General features: G+C 65.1%; 28 protein-coding genes. 8 read left to right on the top strand and 20 right to left on the bottom strand.

Features of this window, described 5'->3' with window-relative positions; all coding sequences use genetic code 11:
• Nucleotides 1–88: 88 nt before the first annotated feature.
• The 8 genes from Q0030_RS36490 to Q0030_RS36455 form a co-directional block, all read right to left on the bottom strand.
• On the bottom strand, nt 89–1,261 hold the full coding sequence (locus tag Q0030_RS36490) for a phosphoserine transaminase (protein ID WP_298378663.1): 1,173 nt from the start codon (nt 1,259–1,261) through the stop codon (nt 89–91).
• 78 nt (nt 1,262–1,339) lie between these two features.
• Nucleotides 1,340–1,552 carry a hypothetical protein gene (locus Q0030_RS36485; protein WP_223969720.1) on the bottom strand — a complete coding sequence of 71 codons (213 nt, stop codon included), beginning with the start codon at nt 1,550–1,552 and terminating at the stop codon, nt 1,340–1,342.
• A 167-nt stretch (nt 1,553–1,719) separates the two neighbouring features.
• Nucleotides 1,720–2,190, bottom strand: coding sequence for a GNAT family N-acetyltransferase (locus tag Q0030_RS36480; protein ID WP_298378656.1), 471 nt, complete (start codon nt 2,188–2,190; stop codon nt 1,720–1,722).
• 18 nt (nt 2,191–2,208) lie between these two features.
• Nucleotides 2,209–2,799, bottom strand: a complete 591-nt coding sequence (locus Q0030_RS36475; protein WP_298378653.1) for a glutathione S-transferase family protein — start codon at nt 2,797–2,799, stop codon at nt 2,209–2,211.
• Between the two features lie 71 nt (nt 2,800–2,870).
• Nucleotides 2,871–3,722, bottom strand: coding sequence for an outer membrane beta-barrel protein (locus Q0030_RS36470; protein WP_298378651.1), 852 nt, complete (start codon nt 3,720–3,722; stop codon nt 2,871–2,873).
• A 182-nt stretch (nt 3,723–3,904) separates the two neighbouring features.
• A complete protein-coding gene (locus Q0030_RS36465) occupies nt 3,905–4,756 on the bottom strand; it encodes an outer membrane beta-barrel protein (protein ID WP_298378648.1) in 852 nt (283 codons plus the stop codon).
• 434 nt (nt 4,757–5,190) lie between these two features.
• Nucleotides 5,191–6,537, bottom strand: a complete 1,347-nt coding sequence (gene glmM / locus Q0030_RS36460) for a phosphoglucosamine mutase (protein ID WP_092117402.1) — start codon at nt 6,535–6,537, stop codon at nt 5,191–5,193.
• A gap of 217 nt (nt 6,538–6,754) precedes the next feature.
• Nucleotides 6,755–6,928: a hypothetical protein gene (locus Q0030_RS36455; protein ID WP_298378643.1), complete on the bottom strand. Its 174-nt coding sequence runs from the start codon at nt 6,926–6,928 to the stop codon at nt 6,755–6,757.
• A 124-nt stretch (nt 6,929–7,052) separates the two neighbouring features.
• Between Q0030_RS36455 and Q0030_RS36450 the strand changes: the two genes are divergently transcribed.
• Nucleotides 7,053–8,189, top strand: coding sequence for an alpha-hydroxy acid oxidase (locus Q0030_RS36450; RefSeq protein WP_298378641.1), 1,137 nt, complete (start codon nt 7,053–7,055; stop codon nt 8,187–8,189).
• A gap of 303 nt (nt 8,190–8,492) precedes the next feature.
• On the opposite strand, the gene Q0030_RS36445 is transcribed toward Q0030_RS36450, so the two are convergent.
• The 6 genes from Q0030_RS36445 to Q0030_RS36420 all read right to left on the bottom strand — a co-directional run bounded on the left by Q0030_RS36445 (nt 8,493) and on the right by Q0030_RS36420 (nt 14,918).
• Nucleotides 8,493–9,101 (bottom strand): hypothetical protein, encoded by a 609-nt coding sequence (locus tag Q0030_RS36445; protein ID WP_298378639.1) that lies wholly within the window; start codon nt 9,099–9,101, stop codon nt 8,493–8,495.
• A gap of 362 nt (nt 9,102–9,463) precedes the next feature.
• A complete protein-coding gene (locus Q0030_RS36440) occupies nt 9,464–10,042 on the bottom strand; it encodes a hypothetical protein (protein ID WP_298378674.1) in 579 nt (192 codons plus the stop codon).
• Between the two features lie 116 nt (nt 10,043–10,158).
• The gene (locus Q0030_RS36435) at nt 10,159–11,025 is read right to left on the bottom strand and encodes a shikimate dehydrogenase (RefSeq protein ID WP_298378638.1); all 867 of its coding nucleotides are present in this window, start codon (nt 11,023–11,025) and stop codon (nt 10,159–10,161) included.
• Between the two features lie 31 nt (nt 11,026–11,056).
• A complete protein-coding gene (locus Q0030_RS36430) occupies nt 11,057–11,698 on the bottom strand; it encodes a YoaK family protein (RefSeq protein ID WP_298378636.1) in 642 nt (213 codons plus the stop codon).
• A gap of 95 nt (nt 11,699–11,793) precedes the next feature.
• Nucleotides 11,794–13,842, bottom strand: coding sequence for an elongation factor G (locus Q0030_RS36425; RefSeq protein ID WP_298378634.1), 2,049 nt, complete (start codon nt 13,840–13,842; stop codon nt 11,794–11,796).
• A gap of 170 nt (nt 13,843–14,012) precedes the next feature.
• Complete coding sequence (locus Q0030_RS36420; RefSeq protein WP_298378631.1) at nt 14,013–14,918, bottom strand: LysR substrate-binding domain-containing protein; 906 nt, start codon at nt 14,916–14,918, stop codon at nt 14,013–14,015.
• A 124-nt stretch (nt 14,919–15,042) separates the two neighbouring features.
• Between Q0030_RS36420 and Q0030_RS36415 the strand changes: the two genes are divergently transcribed.
• Nucleotides 15,043–15,975 (top strand): alpha/beta hydrolase, encoded by a 933-nt coding sequence (locus Q0030_RS36415; protein ID WP_298378628.1) that lies wholly within the window; start codon nt 15,043–15,045, stop codon nt 15,973–15,975.
• Here Q0030_RS36415 and Q0030_RS36410 read toward each other — a convergent pair.
• From Q0030_RS36410 to Q0030_RS36400, 3 genes are all read right to left on the bottom strand, one after another.
• Entirely contained in the window at nt 15,972–16,454 is a 483-nt protein-coding gene (locus Q0030_RS36410; RefSeq protein WP_298378625.1) for a DUF992 domain-containing protein, read from the bottom strand. The genes Q0030_RS36415 and Q0030_RS36410 overlap by 4 nt on opposite strands.
• Before the next feature lie 274 nt (nt 16,455–16,728).
• A complete protein-coding gene (locus Q0030_RS36405) occupies nt 16,729–17,253 on the bottom strand; it encodes a DUF992 domain-containing protein (RefSeq protein ID WP_212316213.1) in 525 nt (174 codons plus the stop codon).
• Nucleotides 17,254–17,506: 253 nt separating this feature from the next.
• Complete coding sequence (locus Q0030_RS36400) at nt 17,507–18,709, bottom strand: pyridoxal phosphate-dependent aminotransferase (RefSeq protein WP_298378620.1); 1,203 nt, start codon at nt 18,707–18,709, stop codon at nt 17,507–17,509.
• 610 nt (nt 18,710–19,319) lie between these two features.
• On the opposite strand from Q0030_RS36400, the gene Q0030_RS36395 reads away from it, so the two are divergent.
• The 3 genes from Q0030_RS36395 to Q0030_RS36385 all read left to right on the top strand — a co-directional run bounded on the left by Q0030_RS36395 (nt 19,320) and on the right by Q0030_RS36385 (nt 20,546).
• Nucleotides 19,320–19,973, top strand: coding sequence for a glutathione S-transferase family protein (locus tag Q0030_RS36395; RefSeq protein ID WP_298378671.1), 654 nt, complete (start codon nt 19,320–19,322; stop codon nt 19,971–19,973).
• A 179-nt stretch (nt 19,974–20,152) separates the two neighbouring features.
• A complete protein-coding gene (locus Q0030_RS36390; protein WP_298378617.1) occupies nt 20,153–20,329 on the top strand; it encodes a hypothetical protein in 177 nt (58 codons plus the stop codon).
• A gap of 61 nt (nt 20,330–20,390) precedes the next feature.
• Nucleotides 20,391–20,546: a hypothetical protein gene (locus Q0030_RS36385; protein WP_176533486.1), complete on the top strand. Its 156-nt coding sequence runs from the start codon at nt 20,391–20,393 to the stop codon at nt 20,544–20,546.
• 200 nt (nt 20,547–20,746) lie between these two features.
• Here Q0030_RS36385 and Q0030_RS36380 read toward each other — a convergent pair whose 3' ends face one another.
• Nucleotides 20,747–21,100 carry a DMT family protein gene (locus Q0030_RS36380; RefSeq protein ID WP_298378609.1) on the bottom strand — a complete coding sequence of 118 codons (354 nt, stop codon included), beginning with the start codon at nt 21,098–21,100 and terminating at the stop codon, nt 20,747–20,749.
• Between the two features lie 211 nt (nt 21,101–21,311).
• Between Q0030_RS36380 and Q0030_RS36375 the strand changes: the two genes are divergently transcribed.
• From Q0030_RS36375 to Q0030_RS36365, 3 genes are all read left to right on the top strand, one after another.
• A complete protein-coding gene (locus Q0030_RS36375; protein ID WP_298378607.1) occupies nt 21,312–22,127 on the top strand; it encodes a PAS-domain containing protein in 816 nt (271 codons plus the stop codon).
• 103 nt (nt 22,128–22,230) lie between these two features.
• Nucleotides 22,231–22,692, top strand: a complete 462-nt coding sequence (locus tag Q0030_RS36370) for a GNAT family N-acetyltransferase (RefSeq protein WP_298378604.1) — start codon at nt 22,231–22,233, stop codon at nt 22,690–22,692.
• Between the two features lie 276 nt (nt 22,693–22,968).
• Entirely contained in the window at nt 22,969–23,910 is a 942-nt protein-coding gene (locus Q0030_RS36365; protein WP_298378601.1) for an aldo/keto reductase, read from the top strand.
• 175 nt (nt 23,911–24,085) lie between these two features.
• Here Q0030_RS36365 and Q0030_RS36360 read toward each other — a convergent pair whose 3' ends face one another.
• The gene (locus Q0030_RS36360; RefSeq protein ID WP_298378598.1) at nt 24,086–25,315 is read right to left on the bottom strand and encodes a DUF1501 domain-containing protein; all 1,230 of its coding nucleotides are present in this window, start codon (nt 25,313–25,315) and stop codon (nt 24,086–24,088) included.
• Nucleotides 25,312–26,826 carry a DUF1800 family protein gene (locus tag Q0030_RS36355; RefSeq protein ID WP_298378595.1) on the bottom strand — a complete coding sequence of 505 codons (1,515 nt, stop codon included), beginning with the start codon at nt 26,824–26,826 and terminating at the stop codon, nt 25,312–25,314. Before Q0030_RS36355 ends, Q0030_RS36360 begins: the two co-directional genes overlap by 4 nt.
• Nucleotides 26,827–26,910: the final 84 nt, after the last annotated feature.

Here is a 26,910-nt window from a genome sequence, read left to right as displayed (position 1 = left end):
GAGGAACAAGCCGAGAAGGCCCCTCACCCGGATTGCCGCACAATCCGACCTCTCCACGTAGGAACGGGGAGAGGTGACAAGAGAAAGCTTATGCCGCCTTGGGCAACGCTGCCTTGGTTTCGGCGAAGGCCCAGTCGATCCACTGCGTCAGCAGCTCGACGTCCTTGGCCTCGACGGTGGCGCCGCACCAGATCCGCAGGCCCGCCGGCGCATCGCGGTAGTACGCGAAGTCGAAGCCGGCGTTCTCCTTCTCCACCAGCGCGACCAGCTTCTTGCAGAAGTCGGCCTGTGCATCGGCGGGAAGCGAGGTGATGGCGGGATCGGTGAACTTCAGGCACACCGAAGTGTTGGAGCGGATCGCGGGATCCTTGGCCAGGAAGTCGATCCAGGGCGTCCGCGCCTTCCAGTCGGCGAGCGCCTTGGTGTTGGCGTCGGCGCGCCCGATCAGCGCCTTCAAGCCGCCGATCGACTTCGCCCAGTTCAGCGCGTCGAGATAATCCTCGACGCAGAGCATCGACGGCGTGTTGATGGTCTCGCCTTCGAAGATGCCCTGGTTGAGCTTGCCGCCCTTGGTCAGGCGGAAGATCTTCGGCAGCGGCCAGGCCGGCTTGTAGGTCTCGAGCCGCTGCACCGCGCGCGGCGACAGGATCAGCATGCCATGTGCGGCCTCGCCGCCGAGCGCCTTCTGCCAGGAGAAGGTGACGACATCGAGCTTGGCGAAATCGAGCGGCTGCGCGAAGGCGGCCGAGGTCGCGTCGCAAATCGTGAGGCCTTCACGGGTTGCGCTGATCCAGTCGGCGTTCGGCACGCGCACGCCGGAGGTTGTGCCGTTCCAGGTGAAGACGACGTCGGACGCGGGATCGACCTTGGCGAGATCGGGGATTTCACCGTAAGCCGCGTTCAGCTTGGTGACGTCCTTCAGCTTCAATTCCTTGACGATGTCGCTGACCCAGCCTTCGCCGAAGGATTCCCAGGCGAGCGTGGTGACGGGCCGCGCACCGAGCAGCGACCACAGCGCCATCTCGACCGCGCCGGTATCCGACGCCGGCACGATGCCGATCTTGTAGTCCGCCGGCACCTCAAGCACTTCGCGCGTCAGTTCGATCGCGAGCTTGAGCTTGGCCTTGCCGACCTTCGCACGATGCGAGCGGCCGAGGGCGGCGTCCTTGAGATTGTTGGGGTTCCAGCCGGGGCGCTTGGCGCAGGGGCCGGAGGAGAAATGCGGCACATTGGGCCGCGAAGCGGGCTTCGCTGCAGTCATAATCTACCCTTCCAGATAGCTGCCTCTCGGTGGGGAGAGGTTTCCCGCGGTGGGAGATAGTGGAAGGGCACCAAAACGTCAAGGAAGTTCCGACTTTTCCGGGGCAATCGGGGGATCACGGCTGATTGATGGGGCGTCCTCGACCTGCTGCATCGTCTCCTGATCGAGCAAATCTGCCGCGAGAGTCATGATCTTAACTGCCCTGCGCCGGCTCGATACTTTCAAAATGCTCTTATCGCCGGCCTGCACGATGTACTCGTTGCCGACCCGCACGATCGAATAATCCGACATCCAAATCCCCAGTCGCCGCCGCCCCGTGGGAGACGTCCGACATACCGGACTCGTTCCGCCCCGTAAATTCACGGAGGCCGGCTTAGTTTATTGGCTGTTAACCGGATAGCGCAGCAGCGGCTACCGCAGGCATTGCCTTGTGTGCGGCACAACTTGGTGCGCGCGTGTCAAAAGCGGAGCGTCATGCCGACATGGCTGCGCGCGAATCCGAGCCGCTCATAGAAGCGCTGCGCATCGACGCGCGTGTGATGCGTCAGCAACTCGACGAGCATGCAGCCTTGCGCGCGCGCCTCCGCGACCGCCCACTGGACGAGCTGCTCGCCGATGCCGCGGCTGCGGCAATGCTTTGCGACGCGGACGTCCTCGAGCAGGCCGCGCGAACTGCCCTGCGAGCTGATGCCCGGCAGCACCGCGAGTTGCAGGCAGCCGACGACAGCGCCCTCTCCGTCGACCGCGACGACGAGCTGCAGGTTCGGGTCACGCTCGACCCGCGCGAAGGCGTCGTAATAGCTTTGCGGCAGTGGATCCGCGATCCGCTCGCGCGCACTGCCGAGCGGATCGTCCGCCAGCATGCCGACGATGGCGGCGACATCCTCGCGTCGAGCGCGGCGGATCATGATCGATGAAGCTTCACGCATGGCGGCGTTCACTCAATATCAGCGCACCGCCGGCAGGCCGAGCACGTGCTCGGCGTCGGCGATCCAGCGGCGGATCATCGGATAGCGTTCGAGCGCGAAGCCGCCGTCCTCCGCAACGCGCGTATAGGCAAGCAGCGAGACGTCGGCGAGCGAGAACGCACCGCCGACCAGGAACTGCGCGCCGGCAAGATGCCGCTCCAGATGATCGAGCGCCACATAGCCGCGCTTGATGAGGTTCGGATCGATCTCCGACACGGCCTTGCCGAGATACACGGTCTGAAAGCGGCAGACGGCAACATAGGGCTCATGGCTGTTCTGCTCCCAGAACATCCAGGCATCCATCTGCGCCGCGCGATAGGGATCGCCGGGGATCAGATCGCTGCCGCGCGCGAGGTAGCGGATGATGGCGTTGGACTGTGCGAGCGTGCGGCCGTCATCCAGTTCGACCGTCGGCACCTGGCCCCAACCGTTCAGCTTGAGGAATTCCGCGGTCCGGCTGCCGCCTTTCACGGTGTCGATCTCGACCCATGTGTACGGCAGCGCCAACTTGTCGCACACCCATTTCACCTTCAGGCAATTGCCTGAATTGGCGTCGCCGTGGATTTTCATCTGAGGTTGCTCCGCTTGCGGAGCAACATCGGATCAGCCGCAGATTGCGGTGTCAAGCAACGCAGCGCGCGTCAGAACTTGTAGCCGATGGCAGCACGAACGCTGTTCTGCGTGACCGACGTGTTCTTGACCGGCATGAACTTGACGTATTCCCACTCGCCGCGCACGAAAACACAGTTCCACAACATGTATTCCAGGCCGAGACCAGCAGTCCAGCCGGCAACATAGGCGTCCGTTTTTGCATCTGTCGCGGTTTGGGAAAACTGCGGCAGCGCAAAGGTGGTCGAAGCTCCGTTAGCAAAGTTGATCGTTCTGTTCACAGAGCTTGTGACCGTGCGCGAAACATCCATTCGGCCGACGGCGAGGCCGCCGAAGGCGTAGGGCAGAAAGTCACCGGTTGCCCAACCCGCGCGGCCGCGGAATGTCATCTCGTCCTTAAGCTTCAGCGAAGCGCTTCCATTCAACGTCACGCCATCGGCGGCAGACGCGCCGGCCGGCAGGACCAGGGTTGGCTGAGCGACTTGAATCGGACCCAGACTTCCGGAGGTCGTTGTCGTAAGGCCGGACCAATAGGTGTAGTTTGCTTCGACACCCACCACGACGTCGTCAAACTGATAGTTGCGTCCGACAAACGCTCCGAAGCCCGAGCTTTGCGCATTGACCCGGCCCAGCAAATTGAACTGGGACGTCGGCCCCTGCAGCGTGGTGTTGCGGAAGATGGAATTGGTCAGGGAAGCAACGCTGCCCCCGAAGTCGGTGTTGATCCATGTCTGGCCGACCTGACCGCCGGCATACCAGCCGTCCCAGTTTCTGGTCGGCGCGCTGGAAGCGGGAAGACTGCCGCGAAGGAAATCGGGCATGTCGGCCGCCCGTGCGCCGGTCACCGCGCCGAACATCATCGCCACCAGCAAGAACCTACGCATTTGCAACGCTCCATCCCACTCACCGAATGCGCGTTGATCATCGCCTGTTAACCTTAACCAATCGTTGTCGCCGGCGGCTTTCGACCACTCAAGTTGCAGAAGCTCGCGACATGACACGGCAAAGAAAAACGGCGCGGGATGATCCCGCGCCGTTTCAATCGTTAAACCGTGAAGGGGCGAAATTAACCCTTGCGGATCAGCGGGGGCGGCGGCGGCGGCGGCAACACATCGCAGCAAGGCAAGGCGAAGCGCACGCCGAGCTTCACATCCTGCGAGGTCATGTCGCGGAACTGGAAGCTCGAGGGACCGGTCGGCGTGCCGTCGAAGAAGTGACCCTGGCCGTGGCCGGCGGTGCCCATGTCGAGGTAACGATAGGCCAGTTCAACCGTGAAGTTGTTGGTGACCCTGTAGGCGACACCGGCATGCAGCGCCCAGGCGAAGTTGGTCTTGGTGGCGCCGTCGGCGACGAAGGAACTGGTCAGGCCGGACCCGCTCGGGAACGTGGCGACGTCGGAGAAGGCCGAGGTCTTGATCGTCGCGGCACCGACACCGGCACCGATGAACGGGGTCAAGCAACCCCAGGTGCCGAGATCGGCGTAGACGTTGACGAGGCCGACCCAGCTCTGGACACCGCCGTGATAGGTGTCGCCCAGCGAGCTGGGCCCGGGGAATGTGAAGAAGTCGGTGCCGTTGAAGCTCACCTTCGAGCGATACTCACCGGTGATGTCGGCGCGGAACCAGCTGTTGAACTGATAGCCGACGCCGACGCCGAACAGCATGCCGCTGTCGAAGCCGGTGCCGAACTGCCTGAACGCGGTGCCGGCCGGCAGCGTGTCGTAGCCATTGGCGTGCAGCTTGGCCTGGGTGTTGGTCATGCCGATGTCGCCGCGCAGATACCAACCGCCGAAATCCTGGACCGGCGGGGGAGCATACGCCATCGGGGGCGGCGGCATGATCGGCATGTCGGCAGCGAACGCCGCCGAGGACAACAGAGATGCCGCTCCGGCGGCGATCAGGGTCTTTACGCTACGCATTGGCTTCGTCCTTTTGGCCCAAGTGAGGCGACACGAAAGGCCCCACGTCTGAAACTCACGGGCGGACGATGGCAGCAAATGTTTAAGCGGCACTTAACCCTAATTTTTAAGGTTGATTTTCTCTCACCTTTTGCTGCGGCTGCTGCTTATGGGTCCATAAAAGCGCGCGTGCGGCGACGAAAGATGGCGATCTCGCCACAGATGCTAATGAAGCATTGACGCAAGCGCGCGGCTTGCAGCACGCGCGAGCGCTGAGTGTTAGCGAATGCTTAATGCGGGACGCGGCCTGCGCCTCGTGGTGCAGGTTCAGGGAATCGGCTTCGGCATCTTGACGCCGCAGGTCACGCGAAGGCGATGCGCAGGCGGTCTCTTGCCGTCCGCCGCGAAGCGAAGACGTGGATGCCCGGGACAAGCCCGGGCATGACGAATTTGAATCAGGCCGCCGCGGCGTGGCCGAGTGCGCTGACGATGTTGTCGACGACCTCTTCCACCAAGATGCGATCGTCACCCTCGCCCATGACGCGGATCACCGGCTCGGTGCCGGAGGGGCGGATCAACAGACGGCCGTGGCCGTTGAGGCGCTTCTCACCGTCGGTGATCGCGGACTTGACCTCGGCGTCGTCGAGCGGCTTGCCGCTGCGATAGCGCACGTTCTTCAGGATCTGCGGCAATGGATCGAACCGCCGGCAGATCTCCGACACCGGGCGGCGCAGCTTCTGCACCACGGCCAGCACCTGCAACGCGGCGACGAAGCCGTCACCGGTGGTCGAATAGTCCGACATGATGATGTGGCCGGACGGCTCGCCGCCGAGATTGTAGCCGCCGCTCAGCATCTGCTCGAGCACGTAGCGGTCACCGACCGGCGTGCGGACCATCGAAATCCCGTGGCCCTGCAGGAAGCGCTCCAGTCCGAGATTGGACATCACGGTCGTGACGATGCCGGGCTTGGCGAGGCGCCCCTCTTCCTTCCAGCTCTGCGCGATCACTGCGAGCAGCTGGTCGCCGTCGACGATGTGGCCGCGCTCGTCGACCAGGATGACGCGATCGGCATCGCCATCGAGCGCGATGCCGATGTCGGCGCGCATCTCGCGCACCTTCCGCGACAGCGCTTCCGGCGAGGTGGAGCCGCATTCCTTGTTGATGTTGAAGCCGTCGGGTTCGACCCCGATCGGCACCACATCGGCGCCGAGTTCCCACAGCGCTTCCGGCACCACCTTGTAGGCGGCGCCATTGGCACAATCGACCACGACGCGCAGGCCGTCGAGCGAGAGGTCGCGCGGCAGGGTGCGCTTGGCGAATTCGATGTAACGGTCGTGGACGCCGTCGATGCGGCGGGCGCGGCCGAGGCTCGCGCTCTGCGCCAGGCGGCGGTCGAGCGATTCGTCGAGCAGCTGCTCGATCTGCTTCTCGACATCGTCGGAGAGCTTGAAGCCCTGCGGGCCGAACAGCTTGATGCCGTTGTCCTCGAAAAGATTGTGCGACGCCGAGATCATGACGCCGAGATCGGCGCGCATCGACTTGGTCAGCATCGCGATCGCCGGCGTCGGCATCGGGCCGACCAGCAGCACGTCCATGCCGACCGAGGTGAAGCCTGCGACCATGGCGTATTCGATCATGTAGCCGGACAGCCGCGTGTCCTTGCCGATCACGACGCGATGGCGATGGTCGCCACGCTGAAACACCAACCCTGCGGCCTGCCCCACCTTGAGCGCGAGCTCCGGCGTGATCAGTCCATTGGCGCGGCCCCGAATTCCATCGGTCCCGAAATATTTGCGGCTCATGATACCCCCAACACGGACCTCTCGAACCACCCGGCGAGAGAGTCCTGAACGCCTACCAGTGTAGCGTGCATCGGCCTTATAGACTGCCAGGCGCTAAAAGGACTTCAAAAAATATGATGAATCATTACCGCGGATAAACCCCGCGCTTCGATCTTAAAGCACTGAAAGATATAACATTATTGCCGCTTCGGCAACCTTTCGGAACGAACGCCGTCCCCTATCCTTTGTCGCCTCGCTTGACGTGCTGGTCGCCCTTGCTGGGGGCCGGCTGGGTGACATTGACGGGGTCGGAACCGGGAAACGTCTCCTCCAGGCCCTCTTCCAGGGCCTCGTCGAGCCGGCGCTTTTCGGCGTTGTCGTCTGGCTTCGGCTTGGAGCCTGATTGCGTCATCGTGCTCTCCTATCCGTCTTCAGATTTGGCGGGCCATCTAACCATGCTAGATGACGGCAAGACCGAACACCCGCAAGACTCGCCAGACATAACTTGCGACATAGAAGAAGGGCCGGGAACGTCCATGAAGCACATTACCTGCATCGAAGATCTGCGCCAGCTGCACAAACGCAGGGTGCCGAAGGCGTTTTTCGATTATGCGGACCGCGGCTCCTACACCGAGGACACGCTGCGCGCCAACACCGAGGACCTGCAGCAGATCAAGTTCCGCCAGCGCATCCTGGTCGATGTGTCCAAGCGCAGCCTGGCGACCACGATCCTGGGCGAGCCGGCCGCGATGCCGCTGATCCTGGCGCCGGTCGGCCTGCTCGGCATGCAGCATGGCGACGGCGAGATCTACGCCTGCCGCGCAGCGCAAGCGGCCGGCATCCCCTTCACCCAGAGCACGATGTCGATCTGCTCGATCGAGGACATCGCAGCCGCCGTCGACAAGCCGTTCTGGTTCCAGCTCTACGTCATGAAGGACCGGGGCTTTATCAAGTCGCTGATCGAGCGTGCGATCGCGGCGAAATGCTCGGCGCTGGTGCTGACCGTCGACCTGCAGGTGATCGGCCAGCGTCATCAGGACATCAAGAACGGCATGACGGTGCCGCCGGAATGGTCGCTGTCGAAGCTCTTGGACTTCGCGAGCAAGCCGTCATGGGTCGCCGGCGTGCTGCGCGGCAAGCGCCGCAGCTTCGGCAACATCGTCGGTCACGTCAAAGGCACCGAGGATCTGACCAAGCTGTCGGAATGGACCGCCTCGCAGTTCGATACCACGCTGAACTGGAAGGACATCGACTGGATCCGCAGCATCTGGCCGGGCAAGCTGATCCTTAAAGGGATTCTCGATGTCGAGGACGCCGAGCTCGCCGCCAAGACCGGCGCGCAGGCGATCGTGGTCTCCAACCATGGCGGCCGCCAGCTCGACGGCGCACCGTCCTCGATCGAGGTGCTGCCGGAGATCGTCGACGAGGTCGGCTCGAAGCTCGAGATCATGTTCGACGGCGGCATCCGCACCGGCATGGACATCATGCGCGCGCTGGCGCTCGGCGCGAAGTCCTGCATGATCGGCCGCGCCTATGCCTACGGCCTCGGCGCCGGCGGCCAGGCCGGCGTCGCCAAGGCGCTCGACATCCTGGGCAAGGAGCTCACCACCACGATGGGGCTGTGCGGCGTCAACACCATCGCCGAGATCGACGACAAGGTGCTGGCGGTTTAGGCAATCGCCACTGTCCTAGCCCGGATAAAGCGAAGCGCAATCCGGGAGAATCTCTCCGCGGACAGGTTTGCCCCGGATTTCGCTTCGCTCCATCCGGGCTACGCACTTACTTCCCTTCTCCCCTTGTGGGAGAAGGTGGCCATAGGCGGCCCACGGGCCGCCGCCCTTGAAGGACGCCGATGCTACGCATCGGCTATGCACAGTCCGCGACGGATGAGGGGTCTCTATCCGCGGAGACAGACCCCTCACCCCGCTTCGCTGCGCGAAGCGACCCTCTCCCACAAGGGGAGAGGGTCAGAGGCGTCACATCGGCGGTGCGATTCCGTCGCGACCGACATTGACGCGGTTGGCTTCCAGCGTGCCGTCGTCCTTCTTCACCGCGCCGAAGATGATGATCTTGGCGCCCGGCTTCAGCTCCGACTTGTCGCCGGAGACGAAGGTGACGACCGGGGTTCCCGGCGGCACCACGACCTTCTTCTCACCGTCCTTGTATTTCACCAGGATGTTCTGGCCGTCGGCGCTCTTCACCGTCTCGGCGACGGTGGCGTTGGTCATGGTCGAGTTGGCGCGCAGGTCCCAGGGACGGAAGCCTTCCGCGGCGCCGCGCTGGTTTTCCGGGAAGATGTGCACCGCGATCGCCTTCTGCGTTCCGTCCGGCTCGGGCATCGCAGTGACGCCGATATAGGAACCGGCCTTAATCTCCGACAGATCGGTGTTGGCGACGCCGAACACCGCGACGTTGTCGGTCGTGCGGACCTTCATATCGGCGCCCTCGCGCGACTTGATCGACAGCATCGCGCCGTCGACGGCCTCGATGGTACCGCGGATGCGCACCATCGGCGGCTGCTGTGCGGATGCGGCCGAGGTGAAGGCAACGAGAAGCAATGCGGCGAACAGCGTCGATTTCGGCATGGTGTTCCTCATGGGTTTGGCTGGCGAATCAGGGAACACCGGGGAGTTGAAGGTATTCCGTGCGGCTACCTCCCCTTCGCGCGGAGACGGCACGCATCCTAGCTACGCTTCGCATGACGGGCTGTTACAGCGGTAACGGACAGGTGATGTTGCGCTCTCTTCCCTTCTCCCCTTGTGGCAAAAGGTGGCGCAAACGAAGTTTGCGACGGATGAGGGGTCTCTATCCGCGGAGGCAACCCCTCACCTCGCTTCGCTGCGCGAAGCGACCCTCTCCCACACGCAAGTCGGGCCTGCCCGACTTGCGCAGCTTCATGATGCGCAACCGGGGTAAGCCCCGGTTGCGTGGGAGAGGGTACGACGCGTCACATCGGCGGGGTGAGGCCGTCACGGCCGACGCTGACACGGTCGGTCTCAAACGAACCGTCAGGCAGCTTCTTCATGAAGGCGATCACCTTGGCGCCGGCCTTCAGGTCCGCCTTGTCGCCGGGAACATAGGTCACGACAGGCGTGTCGGGCGTGACCTGAACCTTCTTCTCACCGTCCTTGTACTTGACCAGCAAGGTATGACCATCATTGCCGACGACGGATTCCGCGACGGTGGCGTTGGTCATGCTGCTGTTGGGCTTCAGGTCGTACGGCCGCGACCCCTCGCCGGTGCCGCGCATGTTTTCGGGAAAGACATGCACCTCGACCGCCTTCGGCACGCCATCGGGCCCCGGCACCGTGGTCGTACCGATGAAGGAACCGACCTTGATGTCGGACAGGGTGATCTTGGTGAGGCCGAGCACCACCATATTGCCCGCCATGTGCAGCTTGACGTCCTCGCCGCTGCGCGACTTCACCGCGAGCGTATCGCTATCGACGCTCTCGACGGTTCCACGCACCCGCGTCGGCGTCGGCGGTTGCTGCGCAAGCGCGTAAAGCGTGGACGCCGTCACCATCGCAAGCGCAATGAACGGACGAACGAGATGGGTACGGCTGGCAGGCATGGTGATCTCCGGGAGGGAACGCGGGGCGACTAACACGAGACACCGTTCCGGAGACGCTATTCCAGGCCTCAAGTCTTTGTGAGATCGGCTTCGACAAGCGAACGCAGTTCCGGCGTAACGTGCGGGCGCTGCCCGAACCACAACTCGAAACCGCGCACGGCCTGATGCAGCAGCATGCCGAGCCCGTCGGCGGTCCTCAGCCCCCGCGCCGCTGCCGCCGCAAGCAACGGCGTCAACAGCGGCACATAGACAAGATCGGAAACAACCGCATTTTGCGGCAACAACCCGACATCGACCTCGAGCGCGGGTTGGCCGTGCATGCCGAGCGACGTCGTATTCACGAGCAGGCCTGCACGCGGCAAGAGCGCGCCGACGCTATCCCACGTCGCCGGATGAACGCGTGCACCGTACTGCTCTGCGAGCGCGCGAGCACGGTCGATGGTGCGGTTGACCAGATGCACGCGCGCAATCCCGCGCTCGATCAGGCCGAACACCACCGCACGCGACGCGCCGCCGGCGCCGAGCACCAGCGCGTCCTCGGTCTTGTCCCAGCCGGGCGCGCAGGCGTCGAGGTTGTTGATGAAGCCTTCGACATCGGTGTTGGTCGAGCGCAATTCGCCGTCGGCAAACCACAAGGTGTTGGCGGCACCGACGGCGCGGGCGCGCGCGTCCGGTGCAGAGAGAGCCAGCGCGCGCTCCTTGTGCGGAATGGTGACGTTGGCGCCGACGAAGCCGCGCAGCGACAGGCGAAACAGGAAATCCTTGAAATCCTCCGGCGGCACCGCCTCGATCACGTAGCCGCCCTCGATGCCGAGCGTGCGCAGCCAGTAATGATGGATCAGCGGCGAGCGGGAATGTGCCGCCGGCCAGCCGATCAGGCACGCGGCGCGGGTTTTGCCTTGAGTTTTGCCTTGGGTGTCGCCTTGGGATGTCATGGCCGTGACATCGGCCAAGGAAGGCGCGCTGTCAATCCGTCCGCTTCGCGGTTGCGGCAACCAGCGCGCTGAGGGTGAACGCGGTGGCCGCGGCAAACCAGATCGCACCGAGATTGATCCAGTGGTAGGCCAATGCGCCGGCGAGCGCGCCCGCGACCAGCGCCGCCCACAGCAATACGTTGGGCAGCCAGGCCCAGGGCGCACCGCCGGTCAGCGCGGCGGCGATCAGCTGCCCCGCCTTCACCAGCGCTCCCGTGACATAGGTCAGGCCAAGCCCGGCCCCGCCTTCGAGCTGGAACACGGCGTTCTCGAGTCCCATCGCCAGCACGATCGCCGCGACCGCGGTGTTCGGCAGGCCATACGCATAGGCCAACGCCGCTGCCGTCAGCAGCAGCGCCTCGAAGAGCAGGATCAGCGGCTGGCGATATGCGATACGGCTGAGCACGACCAGGCTGCCGGCCGCAGCACCCGCGACAAACAGCACGATCAGCGCCAGCGCTTCCAGGGCATGCTGCCAGTGCCCCTCGGCCAAGGTCACGCCTAGCCGCGTCGAGTTGCCGCTCATGAAGGACACGAACAACCCGCCGAGATGCAGATAGCCGATGCTGTCGACATAGCCGGCCACCGCGCTGAGCGCGCAGGCCAGCGCCAGGTTGCGGCGGGATTCAAGCATGATGTCGTTGCGCCCCCATCAGGGACGCAAGCTAGCGGCCTCCGGCCATCCTGCCAACGATCACGCCCGCGCGGGGCGTGATCGCAGCAGCAGTCTCACGCCGCGTCGCGATGCGCGGCGATGATCTGGTCGGCGGCGCGGCCCGTCACTTCGGCCATGCGGTCGAACTGGCGGGTGAAGGTGCCGGCGCCGGCGGTGGCGGAGCGCAGCTCGACGATGAGGTCGCCGATCTCGGATTCCGGCATCGTGGCACGGACGCAATCCCAGCCGCTCCAGCCCTCGCGGGTGTCGAAGCCGAGGATCTGCCCGCGCCGCGCTGACAGGATCGCGTTGATCTTGGCGGTGGCGTCGGTCGGACAGACGATCTCGACCATATGGATCGGCTCCAGCAGCACCGGCTGGCACTGCGGCAACGCCTCGCTGACGCCGACCCGCGCCGCGGTGCGGAACGCAAGATCGGAGGAGTCGACGCTGTGATAGGAGCCGTCGGTCAGCGTGACGTCGACATCGATCACGGGGAAGCCGAGCGGGCCGCGCGTGAGCGCGTCGACCACCCCCTCCTCCACCGCGCCGATATAGTTGCGCGGCACCGCGCCGCCGACCACCTTCTCGTGGAATTCGAATCCAGAGCCACGCGGCTTCGGCTTGATGTCGAGCACGACGTCGCCGAACTGGCCATGGCCGCCGGACTGCTTCTTGTGCCGGCCGCGCTGGGTGACCGCCTTGCGGATGGTCTCCTGATAGCCGATCGCGGGCGGATGCGATTTGACGTTGACGCCATAGCGGTCCTTCAGCCGCTCCTGCGCGACGCGCAGATGCATTTCGCCCTGCCCCCACAGCACGGTGTCGTGGGTACGCGGGTTCTGGATCATCGTCAGCGACGGATCCTCCTCGTTCAACCGCAGCAGTGCCTGGCCGAGCTTGACGTCGTCCTTGCGGTCGGTCGCGGCGATCGAGATCGACAGCACCGCCGCGGCGGGCTCGACCGTGACCAGCGAGGCCGGGGCCGTCTTGCCGCTCGAAACCGTATCGCCGGTCTTGATCGCATCGAGCTTGCCGAGCGCGACCGCGTCGCCGGCCTCGGCCTGCGGCCGCTTGCTGTCATGCGTGCCCGAGACCGCGAGGATGCCGGAGACGCGTCCGCTTTCGCCGCTCGAGGATTGCAGCGTCGCACCGTCGTCGAGCCGGCCTGCGAGCACGCGCGCCAGCGACAGCTTGCCGCCGTGCTGCAGATGCACGGTCTTGAACACATAGGCCAACGCGTCCTTCTGGTCCTTGATGCCGAGCCGCGCGGCAGTCTCAGTGACGCTGGGCGCCTCGTGACGCAGCGCCTTCATCAGGCGGAGCACGCCGTTCTCGCGGCTCGCCGCACCAAGCAGCACCGGACAGATCAGCCCTTCGCGCAGTTCGCGCGCGAGATCGTCGAACACGGCATCGCGCGGCGGCTGGATATCTTCCAGCAATTGCTCCATCAACGCATCGTCGTGATCGGCGAGCTTCTCCAGCATCGAGAAGCGCGCTTCCTTCTCGCGATCGAGGTTGCCGCCCTCAAGCGCCATCACCTCCGACGACTTGTGCTCGCGATAGACGAAGGCGCGCTCCAGCGCGAGATCGACGAAGCCTTCGATCAGATCGCCGTTCCAGATCGGGATCTGGCGCAGCACCAGCGGCACGCGCGACGCAGGTTGCAACGTCGCAAGCGTCTCGCGGACGCGCTTGTTGGCGCGGTCGATCTTGTTCAGGAACAGGAAACGGGGAATTCCGAGCTCCTCGAGCTCGCGCAGGATGATCTGCAGCTGCGGCAGCTTCTTCTCGTCAGCCTCGCAGACCACGACCGCGGCATCGACCGCCGGCAACGCGGCACGCATGTCGTGCGCGAACTCGATCGAGCCGGGACAATCGATAAAGGTGTAGCTGTCCCCCATAAAGGTGGTGGTCGCGGCGGTCAGGCCTACGCCCATCTTGTGTTGACGTGCCTCGGGGCTGGCATCGCCGACGGAGGTTCCGGCATCGACGCTGCCGGCAGTCTTGATGGCGCCAGTGCGCGCCAGGATCGCTTCCAGAAGTGTGGTTTTACCGCTTTGGAAAGGGCCCACCAGCGCGATGCACCGTGGACCTCGGGGACTTCTGACGTCTTGTCCCATTGCCGCCTCCTCGTGTTGGAGCTCGGCCCATGATTGGGTCGGCGACCGTTTATGGTCTGCCTGCGTTTCGCGTTTGGCAAGCGGGAAAACGTCGCTGCGGTGCGGCGTCGCGGAAGTTTGCGATGGCGGAGCCGCGCGCCGCCATTCGCCGGACGATTGCGTCCGATGCGTCAGTTCCTTAAGGACGCAATCTCGCGCGAGCGCTGCGCGATGTCGAGCAGGCGCTGCACGGCAGGCGACACATCTTCCTCGCGCCACGCAATCGTGAGCGGAGCCGTCACCACCGGCGCGGCGAGTCGAACATACGCCACGCCGCGCCCGGTCTGCGCGCGCGCCGCGGCTTCCGGTACGAGCGACACGCCGACGCCGGCGGCGATCAAGCCGATCGCGGTTTGCAGATGCAGAACTTCCTGCGCGAGCCGTGGCGTGAAGCCGGCGGCCTGGCAGGCGGCAACGATCAGGCCGGTGACCGAAGGCTCCGGCTGCACCGGATAGAGCACGAAGGCATCGTCGGACAATTCGGCGAGCGCAATATCGCTTCGCGCCGCGAGGGGATGCGCGCGCGGCAGCGCCACAACATAGGGCTCATCGAGGATCAGGCGCTGCGCGAGACCCGCTTCGGGCAACAGCGCCGGGCGTGCGAAGCCCACATCGATCCGGCGCCGCCGCAATGCCTCGGCAATCTCCGCCGCCAGCATCTCGTCGAGCACGAGCTCGACATCGGGACAGGCATCACGATAGGCGCCGATGATATCGGGCAGGCCGGCAAACATGGCGGAGCCGACGAATCCGATCGCGAGCCTGCCGGCCTGGCCGCGCCCGACGCGCCGCGTGTCGGCAACCGCGCTCTCAAAATTGGCGAGCAGCGCGCGGGCACGCGCAAGGAACAGCTCGCCGGCCTCGGTGAGCCTGATCGGACGGCTATTCCGCTGCAGCAGCGTCACGCCGAGTTCGTCCTCGAGCTGACGGATCTGCTGGCTCAGCGGCGGCTGCGCGATGTGCAACCGTTCGGCCGCGCGGGTGAAATTCAATTCCTCGCCGAGCGCCACGAAATATCTGAGGTGTCGCAATTCCATGCCGGCGATATAGCACGGCGGCCGGCGCCGGCAGCAATATGCAATAGCTCTGCTACCGTATCGAACGAGTATTGGACCGGACGCGCGAACGTCGACAGCCTGCGGCAAACCACAGGAGGTCGCCATGACGGCACTGGAAAAAGCTTTCGCGGATGCAGCCGCGTCCGGCATCACGCAACAGAAGATCGAGATCGGCGGCCTATCCGTCAACGTCGCGTGCTTCGGCAAGGGCCCGCCGCTGCTCCTGCTCCATGGCTGGCCGGAGTTCTGGCTGGTGTGGCGTCCTGTGATGCTGCGGCTCGGCGATAGTTTTGAGCTGATCGCGCCGGACCTGCGCGGCTGCGGCGACACCGGCAAGCCGGCGCCCGAACCTGACGCGTCCGCGACGGCGGAGCGCCACGCACTGGATATGTTCGCGCTCATGGACGCGCTCGGTCATATCAGCTTCGGTGTGATCGGCGGCGATCTCGGCGCCTATGTCATGCAGGCGATGTCGCATCGTCAGCCGCGGCGGCTGACCGGCACGCTCTATCTCTGCACGCCCTATCCGGGCGTCGGCCAACGCTACGGCGAACCCGGCCACCTGATCGAGGTTTGGTATCAATACTTCCAGCAGCTGCCATGGGCCGCGCAACTGGTCGGAAGCTCGCGCGAGTCATGCCGGCTCTACTTCCGCCATTTCCTCGACCACTGGTCGGGCGACGATCCCGCCGTGTTCGGCGACCTGCTCGAAGCCTATGTCGATAACTTCATGAAGCCGGGCAACATCCAGGGTGGCTTCGACTGGTATCTCTCGTCCGCGCCCAATCGCCGGCTCTGGCTGGAAGGCAGGCTGCCGGCGCAGCCGCGCATCGACGTCCCCTCACGCTTTGTCTGGGGCCGCCGCGATCCGTTGATCGCGCCCGAATGGTCGGACCGGTTGGAGGACTACTGGACGAAACCTTCGATCAGGTTCGTCGACACCGGGCATTATGTTCACGCCGAGGCGCCGGGGATCGTCGCCGAAGAAGCCCGCGGCTTCTTCGCCAGGTTGCAGAACGGTATGCGCGAAACTTAGCGCCCCGGACGCAGCTCCAGGCTCTCGAGGCCGGCGGCGACATTGACACCGACCTGGCCCTGCACGCTGAGCGGCTGCAGGGCGATCGTGTTGTCGGAGCCGCCGACCAGCACGTTGCCGCCGACGCCGACGCCGAGCGTCGCGCTGCCTTGCGCACCGGCATAATTGCCCGAGAGCGCACCCGGCCCGAGCCGCTCCACCGGTGCATAGACGCCCCAAGCCAGCGCCGATTCCTGGGTGATGCCGAGATCGATGCCAACCTTTTGGATGGTCGCGATGTAGCGGTCCTCAGGCAGGCCGTTGGCGCGCAGCACGCAACCGAGATGGGTCACAGAGCCGACGATGAAGCCGACGCTCGCGCCACCGCGGCATTCCAGGACGCCGACCTGTACGCGCTGGCTCGGCTGTTGGGCGTTGACGCCAACGATCGCGGTCAGCGTGGCGATGGCGGCACCGGCAAGGAGAGTGAAGCGACGCATGGTGAGGGTCTCCGGCTGAGAGGCATGACGCGAGCAGAGAACAGAACGGCGCCGTGTCTGCGGCGCCTTTCGCATCCTATGCCATAACATCGAATGGTCAGCCAGAATTTGCGGTGCTCGGCCACCAATTGTTACGGGATGTGGCGGTGTTGCTATGCCCCCGCAACCATGCCGAAGCTGTCATGCAACCGACAACAAACGACGCACCGCAATGAACGGACCGCAAAAAAAGAGGCCCGCTTTCGCGGGCCTCTTTGATCGAACACCGACCAGCTTAGTGGTGGTGATGATGGCGGTGGTGGCGATGATGACGGCGCGGACCAGCGGTGCGGACCGGCTCGAGATCGATGCCGGCGATGCCGGCCGCAACGTTGAGGCCGGTCTGGCCCTGCACGCTGATCGGCTGCAGCGCATAGGCGTTGTTCGGACCGCCGAACAGGAAGTTACCGCCGGCGCCGAGGCCGACCGACGCGTTGACGCCGACGCCGCCGTAGCTGCCGGCAAGCGCACCGCGCGGGAGCTGCGTGGTCGGCGCGCTCACGGCCCAGGCGAGCTGGGTCGTCGCGGTGACGCCGAGATCGACGCCGATCCGCTTCACGGTCGCAACATAGGGCTCGGGACGGCGGCCGCCGCTCTGGAACACGCACTCGAGGCGGGCGACAGAGCCGACAACGAAGCCGACATTCTCGCCGCCCTGGCATTGCAGAACCCCGGCCTGAACCTGCTGAGGTGCCGCGTTGGCGGTGGCGAACGGCGCCAGCAACGCAAGCGCTGCAAGGGTGAGAGTCGAAAGTCGCATTGGTCTGTCTCCGCAAGGTGAACTGAAATTTGTGCGGCGGACAGAATGCAAGGGTCGTGTCCAAAACAAGGCAGTTCGCAAAGAGGCCGCGAAAACTTCCAGCGTGTGGCATCGATGTTCGCGCACACGCGCGTGAGATGAGCGGGTTGTGATTTGACTCTGCGATTTTACCGCCGCCCGACGTGACTGCACAAACAGAAACGCTCCCGCACCTGGTGCGGGAGCGTTTCTTGGTTTCTTGGTTCAGAACCGATTACCGCAGATTGCCGCAGAAGCGCTGGATGCGCTTGCAGGCATCCTCGAGATCCGAGGTCTTGGTGGCGTAGGAGATGCGGAACGCGGGTCCGAGGCCGAACGCCGACCCCTGCACGACCGCGACGCCTTCGCTCTCGAGCAGCTCGGTGACGAAGGCTTCGTCGTTGTCGATCACCTTGCCGGACGGCGCCTTCTTGCCGATCGTGCCGGCGCAGGACGGATAGACGTAGAACGCGCCTTCCGGCCGCGGGCACTCGATGCCGTTCGCCTGGTTGAGCATCGACACCACGAGGTCGCGGCGTTCCTTGAACACTTTGTTGTTCGCGGCGATGAAGTCCTGCGGACCGTTGAGCGCCTCGACCGACGCCCACTGCGCGATCGACGACGGATTCGAGGTCGACTGCGACTGGATCGTCGCCATCGCCTTGATCAGCTGCGCCGGGCCGCCGGCATAGCCGATGCGCCAGCCGGTCATGCAGTAGGCCTTCGACACGCCGTTCACGGTCAGCGTGCGCTCGTAGAGACTCGGCTCGACCTGCGCCGCGGTGGTGAAGACGAAGTCGTCATAGACGAGGTGCTCGTACATGTCGTCGGTCATCACCCAGACATGCGGATGCTTGACCAGCACGTCGGTGATCGCCTTGAGCTCGCTCCTGGTATAGGCCGAGCCGGTCGGGTTCGATGGCGAGCACAGGATCACCCACTTGGTCTTCGGCGTGATCGCCTTCTCGAGATCTTGCGGACGCAGCTTGAAGCCGGTCGAGGCCGGGCACACCACCGGCACCGACTCGCCGCCCGCGAGTGCGACCATCTCGGGATAGCTGACCCAGTACGGCGCCGGGATGATGACCTCGTCGCCCGGATTGATGGTCGCCATCAGCGCATTGTAGAGCACCTGCTTGCCGCCGGTGCCGACGATGATCTGGTTCGGCTTGTAGCTCAGGCCGTTCTCGCGCGAGAACTTGTTGATGATGGCTTCCTTGAGCTCCGGAATGCCGCCGACATCGGTGTACTTGGTCTTGCCGGCCTCGATCGCGTGGATCGCAGCCAGCTTGATGTTGGCGGGCGTGTCGAAGTCAGGCTCGCCGGCGCCGAGGCCGATGACGTTGCGGCCCGCGGCTTTCAGCGCGCGTGCTTTGTCCGTGACCGCGATCGTCGCGGACGGCTTCACACGGTCGAGCGCAGCGGACAGGAAGGCCATTATCATCTCCTGGCAAACGTCGTGAGCCGTTGGGCCACGACTTGATTTGAATGGGATCGCGGCACCCTAGGCCGGTCGCCGCTGCATCGCAAGAAGCTTGGCGGCAAAGCAGGAAAACTTTCGCGCGCACCGCGCGACGCGCGCAATATTCCGCAAGTTCCGCCGCCAAATGGCTCATATCCGGCAAGCTCGATTGCGAGCGCGCCAGGCTTGCCGACAGGCTTCCGGCTGGGCGCAGCAGCACGGATTGCTCCGAGGACAATGTGCGACGCGGCGGCAGCCTGACAGTGCCGAGCCAGGCGCGTCCGGCACGACGACCGGCCGTCGCGTCGCCCGTTAAGGTTTGTGAATTCGCGCGTCGGCCATGGCACCGACCGGCACCGTGCACAACGTCGCGCAGCCGTGATCCGAGTTGTTCTGCCGTGCTGATGGAATCGTTCTGCACGCGTGCAGTGCGGTAGACGTTTCGACTTTTTCCACATTCCAGGGCTTGCGACGCACCCCCGTCGGCATCATTGTTTAGCGGCGTTGCGGTGTGACAGGCCGCGCAACTTTCAAGCGTACCGTCTCAGACCAAGTGAACCTGACGCACCGAGTGAACACCGACGCAATGTACAAGCTCTATTCGATGCAGCGCTCCGGCAACAGCTACAAGGTCCGGCTGGCGCTTGCGGTGCTGAACACGCCATACGAGGCGATCGAGATCGACATCCTGCGCGGCGAGAGCCGCACCCCCGAATTCCTGGCCAAGAATCCGAGCGGCCAGGTGCCGTTGCTCGAGGTCGCCGACGGCCGCCATCTCGCTGAGTCCAACGCCATCCTCTGGTACGTCGCGATCGGGACGCCGCTGGCGCCGGAGTCGCGGATCGAGCGCGCCGAGGCGCTGCAGTGGATGTTCTTCGAGCAGCACGCGCTGGAGCCGAATATCGGCGCCGCCTATTTCTGGCTGTCGCTGGTCAAGGGCGGGCGCGACCTGCAGACCCACGCGCTGGAGGACTGGATGGAGCGCGGCTATGCGGCACTCCAGGTGATGGAAAATCACCTCAAGGGGCACGCCTATTTCGCGGCCGAGCAGTTCACCGTCGCCGACATCGCACTCTACGGCTACACCCACGTCGCCGACCGCTGCGACTTCGACCTGGCGACCTTCCCGTCGATCCGCGCCTGGCTGAAACGGGTCGAGCAGACCCCCGGATTTGTCTCGATGGATTGGCAGCCTGGTGCCGGGGCCGAGCCCCAGGCCCGCCTTGTGGCAGGCGTTTGAACAACGGGTCTGAATTCCGGGAATAGCGGGGAAACTGCCTAAACAACGGGCAAAACCCTCGTCAAGGCCGCATTTTCGCCGTTTTCGAGGGACCTCGCCGCCGCAATGTTGCCGGTGACGCTGGGCAGATTCGCTCGGATGTCGCGAGTGATTCGCTCGCGGCCTGAGGGATTTACACCATGAGACGGTGGTCCGGCACGGCAGGCTTCCATGGCCGCCCTGCCCCAGTGGCATCATCCCGCCTGACCAACGCGATCGCCGCGTCGCTCGCGCTTGGCGCGCTGACGCTGTGCCTGGTCGTCGCCGTGACGGTGCTGTCGAGCAACATCACCATGGCGACATCGATCCCGGCGTAACCCAGCAAATTCCTTTTGGCACCTGATCCGCGGCAAGGCGCGGGAGAGACAGCGGCGCGACATGATGAAGACCCCCGTCGGACTTGTGACTGTGACGCTGTCGGCGGCGATCCTGCTTGCGGCCTCGCTCCTGATCGTGACCGGCACGCAGGGCGAAGACCGCGCGCACCCCGCGCATGTGACGACGCCTGCCGCCAAACCGGCCCCGCACCGCTAAAGCGCGATGCGATGAGTTCGCACTGGCAACCGTGAAGATGGTCTGCTCCCTCTCCCGCTTGCGGGGGAGGGTTGGGGTGGGGGTATCGCAACGAATCGTATTGTGGAGAGACCCCCACCCGCCGCGCTACGCGCGTCGGCCTCCCCCGCAAGCGGGAGAGGCAAACCGAGTGTGCGGCTACAGCCAAACCGCCTCACGCGCTAGCTCCATTTGTGGAAGATGAAGAACGCGCCGGCGGCGATGAAGGCAAATCCGAGCGCGTGATTCCAGCCCAGCGGCTCCTTCAGATACAACACCGAGAAGCCGGCGAACACGACCAGCGTGATCACCTCCTGCATGGTCTTGAGCTGCGCCGCGCTGTAGACCTCGCTGCCCCAGCGATTGGCCGGCACCGCCAGCCAGTATTCGAAGAAAGCGATGCCCCAGCTCACCATGATGACAAGGGGGAGCGAATGATCCTTGAACTTGAGATGGCCGTACCAGGCGAAGGTCATGAAGATGTTCGAGGCAAACAGCATCAGGATCGGCAGCAGCGAAGGCGAAATGGCGGGCATCGATGTCCTCTTGCAAGCACGGCACGCGGTAACCCGCAGGCCCGGAACCGGGTTCCATGGCGATCTTCATATCATTTGATTTGAAAGCAGCGAAAGCTGGCTCGGCCCGCGCAAGGCCGGCTTAACGGTCGGGGCGGAAATCCCGGCGCCGTTGCGGAGCTGTCGTCAAACTACCGCTTTATCGCTCGTTTGACAGATAGCGAGAACGCGCATGCGGTTTGATTGGCGTGCAATTTCAGGTCCGGCCCTGACGGCGATCACGGCGCTCGCCGCCTTCCTGATCGATCGCCTCCTTGTCACCGTCCCTAACCCCGCGCCGCTGTTCGTCTGCATCGTGGCGCTCGCCAGTTCAATCAGCGGCATCACCTCCGGGCTGATCTCCGCCACAATCGCGGTGGCCGCCTCGGCGCTGTTCTTCCTCGACCATCGTGCGCTGCCCGGCTACGACACCGCCGACATCGCGCGGATGCTGATGCTGGCCGCGACCGCGGCCGGCACCGCGCTGATCACCGGAATGCTGCGGCAGAAATGGATCGACGCCTTCGCCGCGGACCAGCAGCATCACGCCACCTCGGCGCGGCTCGCCGCCGCACTGGACGAGGTCGACATCGGCATCGTGCTGCTCGACGCCGACACCCGCGCCGAATTCATCAACCGCGCCTTCCGCGAATATTTCGCGCTCTCCGACGCGCAGGCCGACAGCAAGCCGCCCTTCGTCGCGCTGATGTATCATGGCCGCGACACCGGCGTCTATGAACTGCCGGAAGACGAGCTGAGCGCGTTCATCGCCGAGCGCATCGCGATGATGCGATCAGGCGATTCCACGCCGATCAACCTCAATCTCGCCGACGGCCAGGTGCTGCGCTTCAGCTGCACGGCGCTGCCCGACGGCGGCCGCATGCTGAGCTACACGCCGGTGACCGACCTCGTGCGGCATACCGACGATCCCGCGAAGGCCGACGAATATCGTGCACAGCGCGCCGGGCGCGAACGCCATCTGGCGCGGCTGATGCGCGCCGCCGAGTGAGGCCGCGGCCTCGTCCGCAATTGATCCCACGAACTGGCGACGGTAGAACCGTCGCGAGCGATGCGCAGACATCGTGCAACGCGGGATCATCCAAGGTTCATTCATGTCCGACGACGTCACCATCCGCTTCGTCACGCGCGACGACTACGCCCAATGGCTCCCTCTATGGGACGGCTACAACGCCTTCTATGAACGTTCAGGACCGACCGCGCTCGCGCCCGAGATCACCGCGATGACGTGGCAGCGCTTCTTCGATGCCTACGAGCCGATGCATGCGCTGGTCGCCGACGCCGGCGGCACGCTGATCGGGCTGACGCACTATCTGTTTCACCGCTCGACCACGGCGATCGCGCCAACCTGCTATTTGCAGGATCTCTTCACCAGTGAAGCCGCGCGCGGCAAGGGCGTCGGCCGCGCCTTGATCAACGGCGTCTACGCACAGGCGAAGCTCGCGGGATCGCCGCGCGTCTATTGGCAGACGCATGAGACCAACCACACCGCGATGCAGCTTTATGACAAGGTCGCGGACAAGCCCGGCTTCGTCATCTACCGCAAGATTATCTGAGCAAACCTGCGCGGCCTGTGGATGGAATGGAGATGTCACCGGCGCGTTACAAAGCCCGGCTAGGCTTCGCTCGCGTAAGATCAGGCCCCCCGTCTCAGATCTTCGCCCCGAGCGGTCCCCGTCAGTCGCCGCGTCTGACCGGGACCGCTTTTTTTTGCGACATTACCGTTTTTGCGACATTGTCATGCGTGATCGGCGGTAGGGCGGCACCTTGCTGCCGCTCGGCGTGCTTGTCACAATGCACGGCATCCCTCGCCTATCCCACAGGATTGTCTCATGGAAATTCGTAATCTCGGCGGCTCCGGCCTGCGCGTGTCCGCGGTCGGCATCGGCTGCAATAATTTCGGCCAGCGCACCGATCTGGAAACCTCGCGCAAGGTGATCCACAAGGCAATCGATCTCGGCATCACGCTGTTCGACACCGCCGATATCTATGCGGGCATGGGCGGCTCGGAGACCGTGCTCGGCACCGTGCTGGGCGATCGCCGCAAGGACATCGTGCTCGCCACGAAATTCTCCAAGCCGATGGCGACCGACGGCACCAAGCAGGGCGCCTCGCGGCGCTACATCATGTCGGCGGTCGAAGCGAGCCTCACCCGCCTGAAGACCGACTACATCGATCTCTACCAGCAGCACGATTACGATCCCTTGACCCCGATCGACGAGACGCTGCGCGCGCTCGACGATCTCGTGCGCCAGGGCAAGGTGCGCTACATCGGCAACTCGAACTTCCCGGCATGGCGGATCGCGGAGGCGGAATACGTCGCGCGCGAGCTGAACGTGAACCGCTTCGTGTCCTGCCAGGACGAATACAGCCTCGTGGTGCGCGGCATCGAGAAGGACCTCTTGCCGGCGGCGCAGCAATACAATCTCGGCCTGCTACCGTTCTTCCCGCTCGCCAGCGGGCTGTTGACCGGAAAGTATCAGCGCGGCACTGCGGCGCCTGCCGACACCCGCTTCGCCAAGGCGCCGGCCTTGAAGGATCGCTACGTCACGCCGCGCAATGAGGATATCGTCGAGAGGCTGCAAGCCTTCGCACAGGAGCGCGGCCACACCATGCTCGAGCTCGCCTTCTCCTGGCTCGCCGCCCGCCCGCAAGTCGCAAGCGTCATCGCCGGCGCGACGCGTCCCGAGCAAATCGAGCAGAACGTCAAGGCGATCAGCTGGAAGCTGAGTGCCGAGGAGATGGCGGAGATCGACCGGATTACGAAGGGCTAGGCGCGCTGGAGCTGCAGTCACAACTGTCGTCCCTGCGAAAGCAGGGACCCATAACTACAAATGCCTGTGGTTATGCAGCGCTGGGGCCACAGCGTGCTCCAACAGCACCATCGGTGGTTATGGGTCCCGGCTCGCGCTTCGCTTGGCCGGGACGACGGCGTGGTTGTGACGAGTGCTACGCCACCAGCCCCTTCATCGGCTTCACCGGGGCGCTGTCCGGGAACACGGCATCGGCCAGCACTCGCTCGCCGAGGCCGAACTGATCGTGCAGCACGCCCTTGATCACGGCGCGCAGGTCGGTGGTCGGGGCGAGGTCGCGGGCCTGGTAGAGATTGGCGGGCTTGAGGCCGGGCCAGTCGGTGATCATGCGGCCGCCGTTCACCGCGCCGCCGGCGAGCAGCGCGATGGTGCCGGTGCCGTGGTCGGTGCCCTCGGTGCCGTTGATGCGCGCGGTGCGGCCGAACTCGGTGGCGACCACGATCACGGTGTCGCGCCAGTGCGCACCAAGACCGCTCTGGAATTCCGCCAGCGCGCCGTCGAGACCGCCGAGCAGCTGCGCGAGGCGGCCGACCGGGCCGCCTTCATTGGCATGCGTATCCCAGCCGTCGAACGCCAGCGCGCCGATCCGCGGGCCGTCATCCGCCGCCATGAGCTTGGCAGCGCCGCGCGCCACCAGCCGCATCGCCGCCACCCCGCCACCGCCGGGCTGCGGTTTCATCTCGTTGCCCTGCGCCTGCTTCTCGAGCTGCAAGCCCTGCGTCAAGGCGCTCGCCAGCGTCGGATCGCGATGCTGATAGAGATCGAGCAGCCGCATCGCGGTGTCGTCGGCGGCCTGCGGCAGCGCGGTCGGCGCCCAGCCGACGGTCGGCGCTGGGCCGCGCAGTACCAGCGGCGTGGTCGGGCCGACGGCAAGCGCGCTCGTCACCCGCTCGCCCTTTGGCAATGCTTCGAGCGCGCGGTTGAGCCAGCCGGACTGCACCCGGCCGGGACCGGGGAAGCCGCTCTCCAGCACATCCTGGCCGTCGAAGTGCGAGCGATCACGATAGGAAGTCGCAACTGCGTGAACCACCGCCGCCTGCTTGGCGCGATACATCCGCGCGAATTCCGGCATCGCCGGATGCAGGCCGAAGAAGGGATCGAGCATCACGGCCGCGTTCGGCCCATCCGCCTTCAGCGCAATCGTGCCGTGCAGGCCGGCATAATCGGGGTCGCCGACCGGGGCCACGGTGGCAAGGCCGTCGAGCGCGCCGCGCAGGATGATGGTGACGAAGCGGGGATCGCGGCCATCGGCCGCGCGCGCGAATTTCGGCAAGTAGGCCCAGGCGGCAAAGGAGGCGCCGCCCAGCAGCAGCGCGCGCCGCGATGTCGCCTGCAGCATCAGGCTCTCGGAGCAATCCATGATCATCTCCTCTGGAATTCGGGCGACATCAGCAGCAGCGCCAGCGCCTGCTGCCGCGATTCCGCGCGCTCGATGGTGCGCCGCGTCTCGACCGAAGCGGCATCCGCCGCAATCAGCTCGAGCAGGTCGCGCGGGTCGAACCGGTCCGCGAGCTGGGAGGCAAGCTGCGCCGAGATGTCGAGCCTGAGCTTGATGCCTTCAGGCGCGGCCCAGGCCGCCGCGGTATCCGGAAAACCGTTCGGCCCGGCCGGCGACCACAGCGGCTGGCCGAGCAGATTGAGGCCGTTGAGATAGCGGCCCGGATCTTCCGGATTGCGCGCCAGCAGACGGCCGGAGGCGAGCAGGAATTCGTAAGGCGAACGCATCTTCGTCTGCGGCGCCTGCCACGCCTCGTTCGACTGAACGAGCGCGGTGGCCAGCGCCCTGAGATCGCCGTCGGTCTTGGTGAAGATGTCCTGCAGCTTCGCCACCAGCGCCGGCGGCGGATCGTCGGCAACGAAATGGCGGGCGAACTTGGTCGCAATGAACTTTGCGGTCGAGGGATGCCGCGCGATATCCGATAGCACCGCCTCGCCCTGCGCGAGGCCGGCCTGCGCATAGGTCTTGCCCAGCACCTGCTGCGGCCCCGGCTGATGCGCATTGGCATTGAACACGAAGCTGCCGGGCGCACCGAGCTGGCCGCGGCGGCCGGCCAAGGTCCAGCCGGTGATGACCCGCGCGAGCGCCGTGACATCGTCCTGGGTGTAGCCGCCGCCGACGCCGAGCGTATGCAGCTCCATGATCTCGCGTGCGAGGTTCTCGTTGAGGCCGCGGTTGCGGTTGATGCCGGCGCGCGACTCCGGGCCGAGCGATTGCTGGTTGTCGAGAAAGAACAGCATCGCCGGATGCTGCTCGACGGTCTTCAGCATGTCTGAGAAACGGCCGAGCACATGCGGGCGGATCGCGTCGCGTTCGAACGAGCCGGCCCACATCCGCGCCAGCGCGCCCTTGTTGGCCGAGATGCAGAAGTGGTTGGACCAGAACACCACGAGCCGCTCGACGAAGCCGCAATCGGCGACCACGCCGCGTTGCAGCCGCGCCAGCGCCTCGGCGCGGAACGTCTTCTGGATGATGTTGAGCGGCTGCGCCGGCGGCTTGGGCGGACCGGCCGGCGGCTGCATCGCCGGATCCTTGCCGGCGATCTCCTTCGCGGCAGTGGACAGCGACAGATTGCGCCGCTGCGGCGGCTTCGCGTCGGATCCCTGCGGCGGCGTCTCGCTCGCGCCTTGCTGCGCGGCTTTCGCGGCATTGCGCGCCTGCTGGATCTCGAACTGATAATCGAACACCTGCTTGCCGAGCTCCGGCGTCGAGAGCAGGCCCGGCACTTCGAGCAGCGCACCGTTCGGACGCGCCAGCTCAGCCAGCACGAAACCGCGCGGATCGGAGGCCGCGTTGACCAAGTCGCCGGCCGCCCCGCCGCGGGCGCCAAATCCAAACCGGTTGAGAGCAATCAGCGCGGCTTGCGAATCACGGGCCATCAGAATTCCCTTAACGGCCTATCTCGGCTATATCAGTCGCCCGGCATCTTAGCGCGGTCCGGGATGAACCCGAGATTAATTCGC

The organism is uncultured Bradyrhizobium sp., assembly GCF_947648125.1.
Taxonomy (GTDB): Bacteria; Pseudomonadota; Alphaproteobacteria; order Rhizobiales; family Xanthobacteraceae; genus Bradyrhizobium.
The sequence above is the reverse complement of the archived record's forward strand: the minus strand, read 5'-3'. Positions and strand labels throughout refer to the sequence as shown.